The organism is uncultured Azonexus sp., from assembly GCF_937982035.1.
Classification (GTDB): Bacteria; Pseudomonadota; Gammaproteobacteria; order Burkholderiales; family Rhodocyclaceae; genus Azonexus.
Window position 1 is genome coordinate 1 of the sequence record NZ_CALJNI010000007.1, and the last position, 16,384, is coordinate 16,384.

11 protein-coding genes are annotated in these 16,384 nt (G+C 67.2%); 7 read left to right on the plus strand and 4 right to left on the minus strand.

Annotation, left to right across the window (positions count from 1 at the left end; translation table 11 throughout):
- From Q0799_RS05935 to Q0799_RS05945, 3 genes are all read left to right on the plus strand, one after another.
- A partial coding sequence (locus tag Q0799_RS05935) for an OmpA family protein (RefSeq protein ID WP_298395682.1) occupies window positions 1–274 on the plus strand: 274 nt, incomplete at its 5' end.
- An 83-nt stretch (window positions 275–357) separates the two neighbouring features.
- A complete protein-coding gene (locus Q0799_RS05940; RefSeq protein WP_298395685.1) occupies window positions 358–2,499 on the plus strand; it encodes a patatin-like phospholipase family protein in 2,142 nt (713 codons plus the stop codon).
- Window positions 2,496–5,141 carry a PD-(D/E)XK nuclease family protein gene (locus Q0799_RS05945; RefSeq protein WP_298395687.1) on the plus strand — a complete coding sequence of 882 codons (2,646 nt, stop codon included), beginning with the start codon at window positions 2,496–2,498 and terminating at the stop codon, window positions 5,139–5,141. The genes Q0799_RS05940 and Q0799_RS05945 overlap by 4 nt, the downstream gene beginning before the upstream one ends.
- On the opposite strand, the gene Q0799_RS05950 is transcribed toward Q0799_RS05945, so the two are convergent.
- Window positions 5,138–6,061 (minus strand): LysR family transcriptional regulator, encoded by a 924-nt coding sequence (locus Q0799_RS05950; protein ID WP_298395689.1) that lies wholly within the window; start codon window positions 6,059–6,061, stop codon window positions 5,138–5,140. The genes Q0799_RS05945 and Q0799_RS05950 overlap by 4 nt on opposite strands.
- A gap of 106 nt (window positions 6,062–6,167) precedes the next feature.
- Here Q0799_RS05950 and Q0799_RS05955 point away from each other — a divergent pair, with 106 nt between their 5' ends.
- Complete coding sequence (locus Q0799_RS05955) at window positions 6,168–6,968, plus strand: response regulator (RefSeq protein ID WP_298395692.1); 801 nt, start codon at window positions 6,168–6,170, stop codon at window positions 6,966–6,968.
- Here Q0799_RS05955 and Q0799_RS05960 read toward each other — a convergent pair.
- Entirely contained in the window at window positions 6,946–7,494 is a 549-nt protein-coding gene (locus Q0799_RS05960; protein WP_298395695.1) for a hypothetical protein, read from the minus strand. The genes Q0799_RS05955 and Q0799_RS05960 overlap by 23 nt on opposite strands.
- Window positions 7,491–8,522, minus strand: coding sequence for an exo-alpha-sialidase (locus Q0799_RS05965; protein WP_298395698.1), 1,032 nt, complete (start codon window positions 8,520–8,522; stop codon window positions 7,491–7,493). Before Q0799_RS05965 ends, Q0799_RS05960 begins: the two co-directional genes overlap by 4 nt.
- A gap of 113 nt (window positions 8,523–8,635) precedes the next feature.
- Here Q0799_RS05965 and Q0799_RS05970 point away from each other — a divergent pair, with 113 nt between their 5' ends.
- On the plus strand, window positions 8,636–11,194 hold the full coding sequence (locus Q0799_RS05970; RefSeq protein ID WP_298395701.1) for a bifunctional diguanylate cyclase/phosphodiesterase: 2,559 nt from the start codon (window positions 8,636–8,638) through the stop codon (window positions 11,192–11,194).
- Here Q0799_RS05970 and Q0799_RS05975 read toward each other — a convergent pair whose 3' ends face one another.
- Window positions 11,195–11,980 carry an enoyl-CoA hydratase gene (locus Q0799_RS05975; protein ID WP_298395703.1) on the minus strand — a complete coding sequence of 262 codons (786 nt, stop codon included), beginning with the start codon at window positions 11,978–11,980 and terminating at the stop codon, window positions 11,195–11,197. It abuts the gene before it with no gap.
- Between the two features lie 110 nt (window positions 11,981–12,090).
- Between Q0799_RS05975 and Q0799_RS05980 the strand changes: the two genes are divergently transcribed.
- Window positions 12,091–13,245, plus strand: coding sequence for a benzoate/H(+) symporter BenE family transporter (locus Q0799_RS05980; RefSeq protein ID WP_298395705.1), 1,155 nt, complete (start codon window positions 12,091–12,093; stop codon window positions 13,243–13,245).
- Window positions 13,246–13,270: 25 nt separating this feature from the next.
- A partial coding sequence (gene dnaE / locus Q0799_RS05985; protein WP_298395707.1) for a DNA polymerase III subunit alpha occupies window positions 13,271–16,384 on the plus strand: 3,114 nt, incomplete at its 3' end.

Sequence of the window (16,384 nt, forward strand, 5' to 3'; positions counted from 1 at the left end):
CCAGATCAAGCTCGAAGTGATCCTGGCCGTCGGCCACACCGACCGTATCGGCGGTGCCGCCTACAACCAGAAGCTGTCCGAGAAGCGCGCCGCCGCGGTCAAGGAGTACCTGGTTGCCAAGGGCATCGAAGCCAACCGCGTTTACACCGAAGGCAAGGGCAAGACCCAGCCGGTCACCGGCGACACCTGCAAGGGCAACGCCAAGACCAAGGCCCTGATCGACTGCCTGCAGCCGGATCGCCGCGTCGACATCGAAGTCATCGGCACCAAGTAATAGCGACTTTGTTGCACAAAGCCCTGCCTCGGCAGGGCTTTTTTACATCTGGAAGTCCTTTGTCATTATTTCACCGCTTTCTGTTGGTCCTGAGCCTGGTCGTCGCCAGCCTGCCGGGCATGGCGGCCGAGCCGCCGCGCATCGGACTGGTGCTCGGCGGTGGCGGTGCGCGCGGTGCGGCGCATATCGGCGTGCTTGAAGTGCTGGCCGAACAGCGCATCCCGATTGCCTGTGTCGCCGGCACCAGCATGGGCGGTCTGGTTGCCGGTGCCTGGGCAGCCGGGCTGACGCCGGCCAGGATGCAGCAGTCGCTGGCGGCGGTGGACTGGTCGGACATGTTCCTCGACAACCCCGATTATGGCGAGATGAGCCAGCGCAACCGGGCCATTTCACGGCTGTATCTGCCGGGTTCCGAGAGCGGGGTCGGCGTCGACGGCGTGCGTTACCAGGGCGGGGTCGTTGCCGGGCAGAAAATCAAGCTGTTCTTCAACCGTCTGGTCGGCAGCAGCCGTATCGAACGGCTACCGCTGCCCTTGTCGATTGTCGCCACCGATATCGGCAGCGGCGAGGCCGTGGTGTTCCGCGACGGCGATCTGAGCACGGCCATGCGCGCCAGCATGTCGGTTCCCGGTCTGCTGGCGCCGGTTGAATACGGCGGGCGCAAACTGGTCGATGGCGGCCTGGTCGACAACCTGCCGGTGGCGGAAATCCGCGAACGCTGCGCGGCCGACGTGCTGATTGTGGTCGACGTCGGCACGCCGCTGCTCAAGGCCGATGAAGTCGGTTCCCTGCTGACGGTGTCGGCGCAGATGATCGGCATCCTGACCCGGCAGAACGTGGCGCGTTCGCTGGCCCTGCTGGGCGAGCGGGACATCCTGATCCAGCCGGCGCTCGACGGCATCGGCGCCGGCGATTTCCCGCGCCACGCCGAGGCGGCAGCGCGCGGCCGACAGGCGGCGCAGGCCGTGGCCGAGCGCCTGGCACCGCTGGCGCTGGCGCCGGCCGACTATCTCGCCTGGTGGCAGGGGATCGAGGCACAGGCAGCGGCACCGCTGCGGATCGATGCAATCGAGGTGGCCGGGTTGCGTCGGGTCGATCCCCGCGCGCTGACGCGCTTTCTCGATATCGAGCCGGGCGAGGAAGCCTCCGCCGGGCGCATCGACCGCAACCTGTTGCGCATCTACGGCGATGGCGATTACGAGAGCGTCGATTACGCGGTGATCGGCAATGCCGGGCGCAACACCCTGCGCATCATGCCGGTCGAGAAGCCCTGGGGGCCGGACTATCTGCGTTTCGGCATCAATCTCGCCGCCGACAGCGGCGATGGGGCGTCGTTCGGCGTCCGCGCCGCCTATCACCGGACCTGGTTGAATGCCCTGGGCGGCGAACTCCTCTATCACGCCGAGCTGGGGTCGCGTAATCGCCTGGGCGTGAATCTCCATCAGCCGCTTGATCCCGCCCAGCGTCACTTTGTCGAAGCGCTGGCCGGTGTCGAGCAGGAGCGCCTGAGCGTGTTCGAGGACGACCGGCGGATCGCCAAGTACAAGGTCACCGAGTCGCGCCTGGGCGGCTGGCTGGGATACAACGCGCACATCTATGGCGCTGTGCGTCTCGGCTGGCTTCAGCGTCGCCGCGATTACCGGCTCGATACCGGCACCCTGGCGCTGCCACGCGGCGATGTCACCTTCGGCGGCTGGCAGGCGACGCTCGATTTCGACCGTTCCGACCGCATGTATTTCCCGACCCGGGGCTGGGCGGCCCACTTGAATTATTTCCATTCGCCGGGGCGCGATTACGCGCGCTTCGATGCCGAGTTCCGTGGGGCCTTCACGCTGGTCGATACCGTGTTCAACGCCCGGCTCGCCTATACCGGGTCGCCGCGCGGCAGGCTTCCGGCCTACGACGCCGGCCGCCTGGGCGGTTTTCTCAACATGACTGCCTACAGCGCCGGTCAGCTGCTCGGCGACGACATCCAGTACGCCGGTTTGCGCAGCGAACGCATCATCGGCCGGCTGCCGCTCGGGCTGCGGGGCGACATGCGTTTCGGCGTGGCCCTCGAAACCGCCCGTCTGGGGCGGCGCTTCAGCGAAACCGGACGCGACGGCTGGCTGGATTCGCTGGCTTTCTACCTCGGCGGCGAGACGCCCCTCGGACCGGCCTATCTCGGCATCGGTCACTCGCGGCAGGGGGCATCCAACTTGTTCCTGTTCATCGGTACGCCATGAGCGAGCAGCAGCTTTTCCTCTGCGCCACCAGCCGGCTGGCCCAGATCCTGCGGGACGAAGGGCCGCCCGGCGCGAAAGCCTGGCAGGCGCCGCTGGCGTTGACCATCGGTCAATGGCTGTCGGCGCTGGCCGACGAGGCGATGATCGGTGGCGATGCCGCGCTGCCCCTGGCATTGGATAGCGACGCCGAGCGTCTGCTCTGGGAACAGGTGATCGCCGATGCCCTGAGCAGTGGCGCCGGTGCGGCGGCACCGCTGTTCGATCTGCCCGGCCTGGCGGCGTCGGCGATGGAAGCGCACGCCCTGTGCCGGCGCTGGGGGCTGGCAGCTGGCGGCGCGGCCGACGAGGCGCGACTGTTCGCCGCCTGGCAGGCTGCCTTCCTCAAGCGTTGCCGGGACGGCGGCTGGATCGACCCCGCCGGCCTGCAACTTGAACTGCTCGACCGCCTGGCGGCCGGCCGTTTCGTCCTGCCGGCGCAGGTCGTGCTGTGCGGCTTCGACCGTCTGACGCCGCTGGAACAGCGGCTCCTCGACGTGCTCCAGGCGCGCGGGGTGAAGGTCTCGGAGCGCGATTTCTCGGTGGTCGCTGCGCCGGCGACCGTCCATGCCTGCGCCGATGCCGCTGCCGAATGCCATGCCGCCGTGACCTGGGCGCTGGCGCAACTGGCCGAGCATCCCGGCCGGCGCATCGGCATTGTCGCGCCGGATCTCGCCGGCGTCCGCGACCGCCTCGCCGGCCTGCTCGACGAGGCGCTGCATCTTCCGGCGCTGCGTCCCGATGGCGCAGAATTGCCGCGCAGCTACAACATCTCGCTCGGCCGACCGCTGGCCGAACAGCCGCTGGTGCGCAGCGCGCTCGAGCTGCTGGCCCTGGGCAGCGGTCGTGTGGCTTTCGAGCAGTCGCGCTTGTCGACGCTACTGCTCGGCGCCTTCTGGGCCGGCGACGTCAGCGAGGCCGATGCGCGGGCCTGCCTGGATGCGGCGATGCGCCGCGACCTGCCCTATTTCACCCAGGTGCCGGCCCTGCTGCGGCTGGCGGCGCGTCAACCGCAATCCTGCCCGAGCACGGTTGATGCCCTGAATGGCGCGCTGGCGATGCTGGCCGAAGCGCCGCGCAGCCAGTTGCCGGGCGCCTGGGGGCGGTCTTTCCGGCAGGCGCTGGCGGCTGCCGGCTGGCCCGGCGAACGGCCTTTGTCCAGCGACGAGTTCCAGGCGCATCGGGCGTTTGGCGAATTGCTCGACGGCTTCGGCCGCTTCGACGCGCTGCTCGGGCGTATCGGTCAGGGCGCGGCGCTGGCCCGTCTGCGCGAATTGTGCCGACAGCGCCTGTTCCAGCCGGAAACCCGCGGACAGCCGGCGATCCAGGTGCTCGGCGTGCTCGAAAGCGCCGGCCTGAATTTCGACGCCCTGTGGGTGATGGGCCTGAACGACGACCGCTGGCCGCCGCCGCCCCGGCCGAATCCCCTGCTGTCAGTCGACGCTCAGCGCACGGCCGGGAGTTCGCATGCCAGCGCCGACGTCGAACTCGATTTCGCCCGCCGCGTGCACGCCCGGCTGCTGCGTTCGGCGAGTTCGGTGGTCCTGTCCTGGGCGCGCGCCGACGGCAACCGCATGCTGCGTGCCAGCCCCTTGCTTGGCGAGTTGGCGACCGGAATGCACGAGGCGCGGCTGACGACGTTGGCCGCCCGCCTGGCCGTTGCTGCCGGCTGCCAAGCCATCGACGATGCCGTGGCGCCGCCGGTTGGCGAGGGCGAGGTGGTGGCCGGCGGCAGCTGGTTGCTGCGGGCGCAGGCGATTTGTCCGGCCTGGGCCTTCTACCAGTTCCGGCTCGGGGCGCAGGCCATGGAAACGCCGGTCGAAGGCCTCGACCCGGCCGCCCGCGGCACTCTGGTGCATGGCGCGCTGGAACAGTTCTGGAGCCGCGTCGGCGGCAGCGAAGGGCTGGCGGCGCTGAACGAGGACGCCGCCCGGCGTCTTCTGGCCGAGGCGGTCGAGAAGGCGCTGGCGCATTTCGAGGATGCGCTGCGCAGCCCCTTGCCACAGCGTTTCCGGCAACTGGAGTCGGCCCGTCTGCTGCGCCTGCTCGAGCGCTGGCTGGCGGTCGAGCGCGAGCGGCCGGAACCGTTCACCGTCGTCGCCTGCGAACAGGCGGCCAGCGTCGACATCGAAGGCATCCGCGTGAACATGGTGGTCGACCGCATCGACCGGCTGGCCGACGGCCGGCAACTGATCATCGATTACAAGACCGGGGCGGCGATCAATATCGACAACTGGGCGTCGCCGCGCATCACCGAACCGCAGTTGCCGATCTACGCCGCCCTGGTCGGCGATGCCGTGGTGGCCGTCGTTTTTGCCAAGGTGCTGATCGACAAACCGGCTTTTACCGGCATTTCCGCCGTCGGGGACCTGCTGCCGGGGGTTCGTGGGCTGGCCGATCCTCGGCAGAAGGTTTTTCCGGCCGAAAGTTTCCCCGATTGGTCGTCGGTGATCGCTCACTGGCAGGGGGCTCTGCATGCCGTGGCGCGCGAGGTCCGGGCCGGGGTTGCCGGCGTCAGCTTTGCCAGTGAAGCCGACCTCAAATATTGCGAGGTTCTGCCTCTGCTGCGCTTGCCCGAGCGACGGCGGCTGATGCAGGCGCGTTAGTCCTCGCCGCTGTCCAGGCCGGCGCTCAGCGCGGCGATGACTTCCGGTCGCGCCAGTTCGTCGAGAAACCATTGCAGCGCCTTGCCGACCTGACGGTTGCGCCAGGCGATATGGCTGCGTATCGGCGGGTGCGGCTCGGCGGTATGTAGTTTGACCAGCCGGCCGGCGGCAATTTCCGGGTCGGCGATCCAGCCGGGTAAATGGCCGACGCCGAGGCCGGCCAACTGGGCAGCGGCCTTGGCCCGCATGTCGGGGACGCGCAAGGCGTCCTGGCCCTCCTGCAGGCCGATGGTGCGGGCGGTCAGTTCCTGCGAGGTGTCGGCGATGACGATGGCGCGGTGCTGGGCCAGGTCGGCCGTGGTGATCGGCGCGCGCGCCTGGGCCAGGGGATGATCGGGGGCGACCACCAGACGCATCCGGGCGCGGCACAGCTGGCGGCTGCCAATCCCGCCCCGGGCCGGCGGGTCGCCGGGGGCGCCGATGACCAGGTCGGCGCGGTCGGTGGCCAGGGCGTCCCAAGTGCCGCCGAGGACTTCGTTGGACAGGCGGATCTGGGTCTGGTGACCGGCGTCGTAGAAACGCCGGATCAGCGGCAGCAGGCGTTCGGCCGGGATGATCGCGTCGAGGCCGATGCGCAGTTCCGACTCCCAGCCGGTGGCGATGCGCTGGATGCGGCGCTCCAGTTCGCGGGCGGCGCGCAGCAGGTGGCGCCCTTCGTCGAGCAGGGTGCGGCCGGCGTCGTTGAGCATGGCGCGCCGGCCTTCACGGATGAACAGCGTGATGTCGAGATCGCTTTCCAGCTTGGCGACCGCGTGCGACAGCGCCGACGGCACCCGGTGCAGGGCTTTGGCGGCGGCGGTGAAGCTGCCGTGCCGGTCGATGGCGTCGAGGACCTGGAGCAGTTCGAGGGAGATTTTCATGGGATTTCCGGATCGATGCGCGGATTTTACGCCCGGATGACTGCCGTGTCGGTTTCTCAAGTGCCTGCTATAGTGAGTGCATTCACGCTATCCGGAGTCCTTGCGCATGGCCCTGACCACCTCCCTGGCCGATCTCGTCGTCCTGCTTGTCGAGCCTTCGCAGATGCAAGCGCATCTGGTCGAACGCATGCTGACCAATCAGGGGGTGCGCCGGATCACCATCGTCGCCAACGGCAGCGCCGCACTGACTGCCCTGCAGGATGCGACCGACGGACAGGTGGTGATCAGCAGCCTCTATCTGCCGGACATGGCCGGGACCGAACTGGTGGCAGCGATGCGCGATGACCCGGCGCTGGAAAGCGTGCCCTTCATTCTGGTTTCCAGCGAGACGCGGCCGCAAGTGCTTGAGCCGGTCCGTCAATCCGGTGCCTGCGCCATCGTCGCCAAGCCCTTCACCGAACAGCAGTTGTCGCGCGCGCTGTACGCTGCCGCCGATTACCTGAATCCGCCGCAGGACATCGATCTTGCCGAGATCGAAGGGTTGCGCGTGCTGGTGGTCGACGACAGTCTGGCGTCGCGGCATCACCTGCGCCGGCTGCTCGAGGAGCTCGGCATCGAGCGCATCACCGAATGCGTCGATGGCCGGCAGGCGGTGGCGGTGCTTCAGGAAAGCATGTTTGACCTGGTCATTACCGACTACAACATGCCGGAGATGGACGGCCGCGAACTGACCGAATACATCCGCACGCAGAGCTGGCAGGCCGAAGTGCCGGTACTGATGGTGACCAGCGAGCAGAACATGGGCCGACTGGCTGCCGTCGAGCGGGCCGGGGTATCGGCCATTTGCGACAAGCCGTTCGAAGCCTCGAGCATCCGCCGCCTGATCAGCGATGCCTTGCAGCGATGACCCGCAGCACCAGTTGCCTTAGCACGATGCAGAAGGCGAGCAGGACCAGCAGCGGGTCCACCAGGACGTCCCAGAGATTGTCGAAAATCCCGCTGGCGTAAGCTGCCAGATCGACGGCCAGGATCATCAGCCAGACGTGCATGCGCCTCAGCCAGAGGGCCAGACCGACCGGGATCAGCGCGCCGAGCAGCATCCACGGCTGGTAACCGAGGGCGTAGGGATCGAAGGCGCCCCAGCCCAGCGCGGCCGGATAGAAGAGTGCGGCAAAGGCGAGCAGACCGAGCGCGCCGGGGTAGCCCAGCGGCGTCAGCGGTCTGGCCGGCAGGTGGAGGATGGCCAGCATCAGCAGGGTCACCGACGGCGTGCCGAACAGCGAATGCATGACCGGCGCGATGCCGGCGATCAGCGCGATGGTGGTTGCCGTCAGCGCGGCTTTCGGGCGCAGCACGCCGAGCGGCAGCAGGCTGGCCAGGGCGCCGAAAATCAGGCCATGGGCGAGCAGGCTGTAGGCGGACAGTGCGTTCATTGCGGCGCCCCGTCGAGCCAGGATTCATTGAAACGCAGGTGGCGGATGCCCTGCTGGCGCCAGCCGTAAGCCAGGTGGATCCCGGCATCCACGGCCAGGGCCAGCGACGGGGCGGAGAAGTCGGCATCGGCCGCCGCTTCGATGATCCTCGGCGCTTGCCAGGCACTGCCGTCGGCGTTGCCGACCCAGACCGCCAGCGTGCCGGTGCCGGCGGTGGTGTTGCCGGCCAGCAGCAAGCGGCCGCTGGCCAGCCGGATCAGTGCCTGCGGCCGGTCGTCGGCCAGGGTGTCGGGCCGGCTGACGGGATGCCATGGCGCGGCGGGCATGTCGTCCGGCAAACGGATCTTGCCGACGATGCGTCCGTCGGCATCGAGACGCAGCCATTCATCGCGCGCCGAGATGGATGTCGGCCTGAGCGGCAGGCCGAGTCCGCCGTCGACCAGGGGAAGCGGTGCCTTGCGCAAGCCGGTATCGGCAATGCCCAGCGGCGAGGTTGTCAGTCTCGCCGGCGCTTGCCAGTGCCGGCCGCCGTCGTCGGACAGGGTGTGCACGATGCGGCGGGCACCGGCCCCGCCGGCGGTGAACCACAGATGGACTGCCCCGTCGTGGGCGAACAGGATCGGGTCGGCAAGGTGGCGGATGTGGGCAAAGAGCTTGCCGGCCGCGTCCTCGCTGGAGACGACCGGGTAAGGCTCGCTCCAGTTGCCGTCGTTCAACGTGCTGAACCAGATGACGTCGTGGTGCCGGGGAGCGTCGGCCTGCGCCAGCCAGGCGATGGCCATGCGGCCGTCGGCCAGACGCGTCAGGCTGGGAGCGCCGAGCAGGCCGCCGACGCCGGGCAGCATGCCGTGGCGGAGCAACGGCGCCTGCGTTGGCACGGCGGGGGCGGAGGGTTCGGCGAAAGCGCCGGGCGGCAGTTGCGGTGCCCGCCAGAAGGCGGCGGCCAGGGCCAGCACGAAGGTCACGGCGGCTAGCCAGTGCAGGAGGTTCGGGGCGGGGTTTTTCGGCAGGGAAGGGGCTCGCGGCATGGCCGGATTGTAGCGCCGCTTGTGCTCGCAGTGCCTTGTCACGTCTCTCACTTTTGCCTCGGATCGGTACGATTTATTGCATTTGGTGATAATCTCCCACCGGGGAGATTGCTATGCGCATAAGCAGGTTCATTCTGGCGACATCGGCTGTCGTCGCAGCATTGTTTTTCGGTGGTGCCTACTGGTCGCTCGATCGTGTGTTCGACAACATCGTGCGCACCAATGCCGCGCGCGCGTCCGACGCGGCAACGCGGATCACTTTTGCCGCCATGTACCAGTTGATGAGCCAGGGCTGGAGCCGCAGCCAGGCCGACGATTTTCTGCGCGGCGTGGCCAGCTCCGGCGAAGGCAGCAACATGCAGGTGCAGATCTACCGCGGCCAGCTGGTGGTCGACACCTATGGCGTGATCGAGCAGCCAGAACTCGACGATGTGTTGCGCTCGGCCATGGCCAGCGGTCAGGCGGTACGTATCGACAGCAGCGAAACCGCCCGTCACGTCTATCCGCTGATCGCCGACGAGCGATGCCTGGGCTGTCACGCCAACGCAACGCCCGGCGTCAGCCTGGGCGCCATCGAAGTGCGCCAGGATTACGCCGGCCTGCTTGCCGACGCCCGCCGCGAACTGTTGTGGGCATTTGCCCTGCTGCTGCCGCTCGTTGCCCTGCTGGCCGGCGGTGCCGTCTGGTGGGTCGGGCGGCGCATCGAGGGGGCGGTCGAGAATCTGCAGGAGGAATTCGATCAGGTCAGCGCGGTATCCGACCTCAAGGCGCTGGCCGTGGTTCAGCGCGATTTCGGCTTCGTCGAACTGAATCGCATCGACCAGGCCCTGCGCCGCCTGCTCGACAAGTTGCGCGGCATCGCCGTGGACAAGGAAATCCTGACCTTCGAAATCGGCCTGCTGGAGAAATTCGTCATCACCGCCGACGTCGTCCGCGACTGGCGCGAGTACGTCGGCCGCCTGCTGATCGACATCAACACCATCCTGCCGGCGCACACCCTGTTCTCGATCTTCAAGATCGACGACGAAATGTTCGACCTGGAAGTCTTCTGGTACGGCCCGGCTTCGCAGGAAACGCGGGCGCGCATGGAGCACTACATTCGCCAGGAGCTCCTGCAGATGGCCAACTTCGCCGATAACGGCGCCTTTGCCATCCATCATCACGTCGCCAATACCAGCGCGCCGGTGGTCGAGCTGACCGACGCCGAGGTGGCCTTGCGGGTCAAGTCCTTCTTCGTCGACAAGCCGAAGATCGGCGGCATCGTCGGCATTGGCGTCCATGCCGGGGTGCTCGAGGACGAGACCCGCTACCTGGTGGTCGAAAGCGTGCTGTCCACGCTGCTCAACGTGGTCGGTTCGGTCAAGGCGATCTACAAGTACACCCGCGATCTGGAGTATTACGCGACCCGCGATCCGCTGACCGATCTGTTCAACCAGCGCGTCTTCTGGGAACTGTCGTCCTACGAGGTCGGCCGCGCCCAGCGCCATGGTTACAGCTTCGGCCTGTTGCTGATCGATCTCGACAACTTCAAGCTGGTCAACGACACCCACGGGCACGCGGTCGGCGATACCTATCTGCAGCGCTTCGCCCGTCAGGTCCAGGGCGCCTTGCGCGACGGCGACATCCTGGCCCGTTACGGCGGCGACGAATTCGTCGCGTTGTTGCCCGAGGCCACCCAGGAAACCGTTGTCGTCGTCGCCCAGCGTGTCCGTAGTGCCATCGAGCAACTCGAAATCGTGACGGCGGACGGTGTCCGCCTGCGTGGTACGGCCTCGATCGGCCTGGCGGTGTATCCGGATCATGCGGACAGCACCAAGGACCTGCTGATGTTCGCCGACAACATGATGTATCGCGCCAAGGCCGCCGGCAAGGATCAGGTGGCGGTGCCGTCGCAGAACGACGTGGTCGAGATTTTCCGCGACATCTCGCAGAAGAGCCTGATGGTCATCGAGGCCATCGAGAATCAGCGCGTCGTTCCCTGGTTTCAGCCCATCCTCGATGTCGCCGACCGTCGTATCGTGGCCTATGAAGTCCTGTCGCGCATCGATCTCAAGGGCGAGATGATCCGCGCCGACGAGTTCGTCGAGATCGCCGAGAAGATCGGCGTCATCCACCGCCTCGACATGCTGGTGCTCGAACGGGCGCTGCTTTCCCTTGCGCAGCAGGGGCATGATGGCGAAATCTTCGTCAATCTGTCGCCGCGTGCGCTGGTGTTCAGCGAATTCGCCCGTGACCTGCGCCGCATCATCGCCGCCAGCAGCATCCCGCCCGACCGCATCGTGTTCGAGATCACCGAGCGCGACACGGTCAAGAACCTGGCCCTGCTCGAACGCTTCCTGAACGACCTGAAGGCCGACGGCTTCAAGCTGGCGATCGACGATTTCGGCTCGGGCTTCTCGTCCTTCCACTACCTGCGCCGGTTCCCGATCGACTACCTGAAGATCGAGGGCGACTTCATCGCCAACATGCTCAACAGCGACAAGGACCGCACCTTCGTCACCAGCATCCGTTCGCTGGCGCGGGAAATGGGCATCGCGGTGGTTGCCGAGTACGTCGAGTCGCCGGAAGTGTTGCGCGAACTCGAACGCATGGAAATCCACCGTGCCCAGGGGTACTACATCGGCCGCCCGGCCCCGGCCATCCTGCCCCGGGACTGGCAGCCGCCGGTCTGATCAGCAGCCCTTGTAGTTGGGCGGCCGCTTCTGCATGAAAGCGTCGATGCCTTCGCCGGCGTCTTCGCTCATCATGTTGCAGGCCATCACCTCGCCGGCGTAGTCGTAAGCGTCGGCGAGGCCCATTTCCAGCTGCTTGTAGAACATGCCCTTGCCCATGCGCACGGCGACGGCGCTCTTGGCGAGGATGGACCCGGCCAGGCGCTCGATTTCAGCGTCGAGTGCATCGGCCGGGACGACGCGGTTGACCAGGCCCTTGGCGCGGGCTTCCATGGCGTCGATGAATTCACCGGTGAGCAGCATTTCCAGTGCCGCCTTGCGCCCCAGGTTGCGTGCCAGGCCGACCGCCGGCGTCGAGCAGAAGAGGCCGACGTTGATGCCGGAGACGGCAAACTTGGCGACATCGGCGGCTACCGCTAGATCGCACATCGACACCAGCTGGCAGCCGGCGGCGGTGGCGATGCCGTGCACGCGGGCGATCACCGGCTGCGGCATGCGGGTGATCGTCAGCATCAGCTCGCCGCACTGGCGGAACAGCGCCTGCATGAATTCCTTGCTGTGGTTGGCGCGCATCTCCTTGAGGTCGTGGCCGGCGCAGAAGGCCTTGCCGGCGCCGGCGATGACGACGACGCGGACGGTTTCGTCGGCGGCAATGGCGTCGAGTTCGGTCTGCAGCGCGGTCAGCATCTCGCGCGACAGCGAGTTGAACTGGCCGGGGCGGTTCAGGGTCAGGGTGGTCAGGCCGTCGCCACGGTCGTCGCGCAACAGGCAGGCTTCTTCGCTCATTCTGGTCTCCTCGATGGGTATTGTTGGTGATCCACGACTGTAACCGAGAAGCCGGGCGGGCTCCAGCCACCTGCTATGATGCCGGACTGTTTTTCCCGGATGTTGCCGCCATGCGCCGCCTGTTTTCCGTCTCCCACCTGACCGCCGGTTTCATCGCCGTCCTCGTCGGCTACACTAGTTCGGCGGCGATCGTTTTCCAGGCGGCGAGCGCCGCCGGCGGTAGCGCCGAGCACATCGGCTCGTGGCTGTGGGCGCTCGGCATCGGCATGTTCGCCACCTCGGTCGGCCTTTCGCTGTGGTTCAAGGCGCCGGTGCTGACCGCCTGGTCGACGCCGGGGGCGGCGCTGCTGGCGGTCGGCCTGAGCGGTGTGCCGATGAGCGAGGCAATCGGCGCTTTCCTGTTTGCGTCGGCGCTGATCGTCGTCTGCGGCGTTTTCGGGCTGTTCGAGGCGATCATGCGCCACGTCCCGAAATCGCTGGCGGCGGCGCTGCTGGCCGGCGTCCTGGCGCGCTTCGGGATGGCGCTGTTCACTTCGCTGAGCAGCGAACTGCTGCTGGTCGGGGCGATGTTCGCCGTCTATTTCGCCGGTCGTCGCTGGCTGCCGCGCTACGCCGTGCCGCTCGCCTTCCTGGTCGGGCTGCTCGTTGCAGCCGGTGGCGGCATGATCCACGCCGAGGCGGTGAGCCTGACGCTGGCGCTGCCGGTGTGGACGACACCGTCGTTTTCATTGACCACGCTGATCGGCGTCGGCCTGCCGCTGTTCATCGTCACCATGGCCAGCCAGAACGTGCCCGGTCTGGCGGTATTGCGCGCCAATGGCTACCAGATGCCGGCCTCGCCGCTGATCACCTGGACCGGTGTCACCGGTCTGCTGCTGGCGCCCTTCGGCGGCTTCGCCTTCAACCTGGCGGCAATCACCGCCGCCATCTGCATGAGCCCGGCGGCCGACCCCGACCCGGCGCAGCGCTACCGGGCGTCGGTGTGGGCCGGCGTCTTCTACCTGTTTACCGGCCTGTTCGGGGCGACCGTCGCTGCCTTGTTCGGTGCGCTGCCGGCCGCCCTGATTGCGGCGATTGCCGGGCTGGCCCTGCTCGGCACCATCGGCAACAGCCTGGGCGCGGCATTGGCCGACGAGCGCGAGCGGGAAGCCGCGCTGGTGACTTTCCTGGCCACCGCGTCGGGGATGTCGCTGTTCGGCATCGGCAGTGCGTTCTGGGGGCTGGTGCTGGGACTCCTGGTTTTGAAAGTGATGCCGCCGCGTTGAGGTCTGGCGAGGTAAAATCCCGGCGATGAATTCGCCGCGCTACGTTCATCTTCGTCTCCACTCGGAATATTCGGTCACCGACGGCATCGTCCGCATCGGCGACGCGGTCAAGCGGGCGGCCGGCGACGGCATGCCGGCGCTGGCGCTGACCGACCTCGGCAACCTGTTCGGCCTGGTCAAGTTCTACACCGGCGCCCGCGGCAAGGGCGTCAAACCGGTGGCTGGCGCCGACGTCTGGATCGCCAACCCGGAAGCGCCCGAAGACCCGCGCCGCCTGTTGCTGCTGGTACGCAACCGTCAGGGTTACCGCCAGTTGTGCGAATTGCTGACCCGCGCCTACACCGTCGACGGTCGGCGCGACCGTGCCGAAATCCGCCGCGAGTGGTTTGCCGAAGTCGGTAGCGACGGCTTGATCGCACTGTCCGGTGCGCATCTGGGCGACGTCGGCGAAGCCCTGCTGAACGGCAACTTCGATCTGGCCATGGAGCGCGCGCGGGCCTGGGAAGCAATCTTCCCCGGTGCCTTCTACCTGGAAGTCCAGCGCTACGGCCAGCCGCAGCAGGAAGCCATCGTCCAGCAGACCGCCGATCTGGCGGGCGAAACCGGCATTCCGCTGGTCGCCACGCACCCGATCCAGTTCATGAACCGCGACGACTTCCGCGCCCACGAAGCGCGCGTCTGCATCGCCGAAGGCTATGTGCTGGGCGACCACCGGCGGCCCAAGATCTACACCGAGGAACAGTACTTCAAGACTCAGGCGGAGATGGTCGAACTGTTCGCCGACCTGCCCGAGGCGCTGGAAAACACGCTGGAAATCGCCCGTCGCTGCAATATCGAGATGACGCTGGGCAAGAACTTCCTGCCCGATTTTCCGATTCCGGCAGGCATGACCATTGACGAATTCCTCGTCGAGGAAGCCAGGAAGGGTCTCGAAGTCCGTCTGGCCGAGCTCTATCCCGACCCGGAGGTCCGCCAGCAACGCCGTCCCGAGTACGACGAGCGTCTCGCCTTCGAGTGCAACACCATCATCCAGATGGGCTTCCCCGGCTACTTCCTGATCGTGGCCGACTTCATCAACTGGGCCAAGAACAACGGCGTGCCGGTCGGTCCCGGGCGGGGTTCCGGCGCCGGCTCGCTGGTCGCCTACAGCCTGCGCATCACCGACCTTGATCCGCTCGCCTACGCCCTGCTGTTCGAGCGCTTCCTCAACCCCGAGCGGGTGTCGATGCCTGACTTCGACATCGACTTCTGCCAGGACAACCGCTACCGCGTCATCGAGTACGTGCGCGAACGCTACGGCAAGGAGGCGGTGAGCCAGATCGCCACCTTCGGCACCATGGCCTCCAAGGCGGTGGTGCGCGACGTCGGGCGCGTGCTCGATCTGCCCTATGGCCTGTGCGACCGCCTCTCCAAGCTGATCCCGATCGAGGGCGCCAAGCCGGTGTCGCTGGCCAAGGCCTACGAGATGGAGCCGCAGATCGGCGAGATGATGAAGGACGGCAACGACGGCGAGGCCATCCAGACCCTGTGGGGCCTGGCCGAACCGCTCGAAGGTCTCACCCGCGGCGTCGGCATGCACGCCGGCGGCGTGCTCATCGCGCCGGGCAAGCTCACCGACTTCTGCCCGCTCTACATTGCCGATGGCGACGACGCCACGCCGGTGTCGCAGTTCGACAAGGACGACGTGGAAGCGGTCGGCCTGGTCAAGTTCGACTTCCTCGGCCTGCGCAACCTCACCATCATCGAACTGGCGCTGGAATACGTGCAGCGCCTGGAAGGCAGCCGCCCGGACCTGATGAGCCTGGGCTTCGAGGACCCCGCCGCCTACCAGATTCTCAAGGACGCCAATACCACGGCGATCTTCCAGGTCGAATCGGACGGCATGAAGAAGCTCCTCAAGAAGCTCGCCCCCGACCGCTTCGAAGACATCATCGCGGTACTCGCGCTGTACCGCCCAGGGCCGCTGGGCTCGGGCATGGTGGATGACTTCATCCTGCGCAAGAAGGGTCTGCAGGAGATCGACTATTTCCACCCGGACCTGAAAGCCTGCCTGGAGCCGACCTACGGCGTCATCGTGTACCAGGAACAGGTGATGCAGATCAGCCAGATCATCGGCGGTTACACCCTGGGCGGCGCCGACATGCTGCGCCGCGCGATGGGCAAGAAGAAGCCCGAGGAGATGGCCAAGCACCGCGCCACCATCGCCGAGGGCGCGCAGCAGAAGGGCTATGACCCGGCGCTCGCCGAGCAGCTCTTCGACCTGATGACCAAGTTCGCCGAGTACGGCTTCAACAAGTCGCATACCGCGGCCTATGCGGTGGTCACCTACCACACTGCCTGGCTCAAGGCGCACCACTGCGCCGCCTTCATGGCGGCGACGATGTCGTCCGATCTCGACAACACCGACACCATCAAGATCTTCTATGAAGACACGGTGGCCAACGGCATCAAGGTGTTGCCGCCGGACGTCAACGAATCGGATTACCGCTTCGTGCCGGTGGACCGCAAGACCATCCGCTATGGCCTCGGTGCGGTGAAGGGCTGCGGCGAGCCGGCGGTGCGCGCCATCCTCGCCGCACGCGAAAAAGGCGGCGCCTTCCGCGACCTGTTCGACTTCTGCGAGCGCGTCGACCGCCGCCAGGTCAACCGCCGCGTCATCGAGGCGCTCATCCGCGGCGGGGCGATGGACGCTCTGCCGGGGCACGCCGGCATCGACCGCGCCCAGCTCATCGCCACCGTCGCGCTGGCCATGGACGCCGCCGAGCAGGCGGCCGCCAATGCGCTGCAGGGTGGGCTCTTCGACATGATCCCGGAGGCCGCCGGGGCAGCGCCGGAGTTCGCCAGGGTGCGCCCGTGGTCGGAGCGCGAGCGTCTCAAGGAGGAGAAGACCGCCATCGGCTTCTTTCTTTCCGGCCACCCCTTCAATGCCTTCAAGGCCGAGGTGCGCCGTTTCGTGCGCCGCACCCTGGCCCAGCTCGAACCCTCGCGCGAGCCGGTGACCATGGCCGGGGTGGTGATGGATGTGCGCACCAAGATGGGCAACCGCGGCAAGATGGCCTTCATCCAGCTCGACGACGGCACCCAGGCGCGCGAGGTGGCGGTGTATTCGGAAGTGCTGGAGGCCAGCCGGGGCAAGATC

What these genes read in the sequence shown, in the direction of transcription:
- Q0799_RS05950 (WP_298395689.1), bottom strand. Translation starts at nt 6,061, where the DNA reads ATGAAAATCTCCCTCGAACTGCTCCAGGTCCTCGACGCCATCGACCGG.
- Q0799_RS05970 (WP_298395701.1), top strand. Translation starts at nt 8,636, where the DNA reads ATGCGCATAAGCAGGTTCATTCTGGCGACATCGGCTGTCGTCGCAGCA.
- Q0799_RS05960 (WP_298395695.1), bottom strand. Translation starts at nt 7,494, where the DNA reads ATGAACGCACTGTCCGCCTACAGCCTGCTCGCCCATGGCCTGATTTTC.
- Q0799_RS05945 (WP_298395687.1), top strand. Translation starts at nt 2,496, where the DNA reads ATGAGCGAGCAGCAGCTTTTCCTCTGCGCCACCAGCCGGCTGGCCCAG.
- Q0799_RS05965 (WP_298395698.1), bottom strand. Translation starts at nt 8,522, where the DNA reads ATGCCGCGAGCCCCTTCCCTGCCGAAAAACCCCGCCCCGAACCTCCTG.
- Q0799_RS05975 (WP_298395703.1), bottom strand. Translation starts at nt 11,980, where the DNA reads ATGAGCGAAGAAGCCTGCCTGTTGCGCGACGACCGTGGCGACGGCCTG.
- Q0799_RS05955 (WP_298395692.1), top strand. Translation starts at nt 6,168, where the DNA reads ATGGCCCTGACCACCTCCCTGGCCGATCTCGTCGTCCTGCTTGTCGAG.
- Q0799_RS05980 (WP_298395705.1), top strand. Translation starts at nt 12,091, where the DNA reads ATGCGCCGCCTGTTTTCCGTCTCCCACCTGACCGCCGGTTTCATCGCC.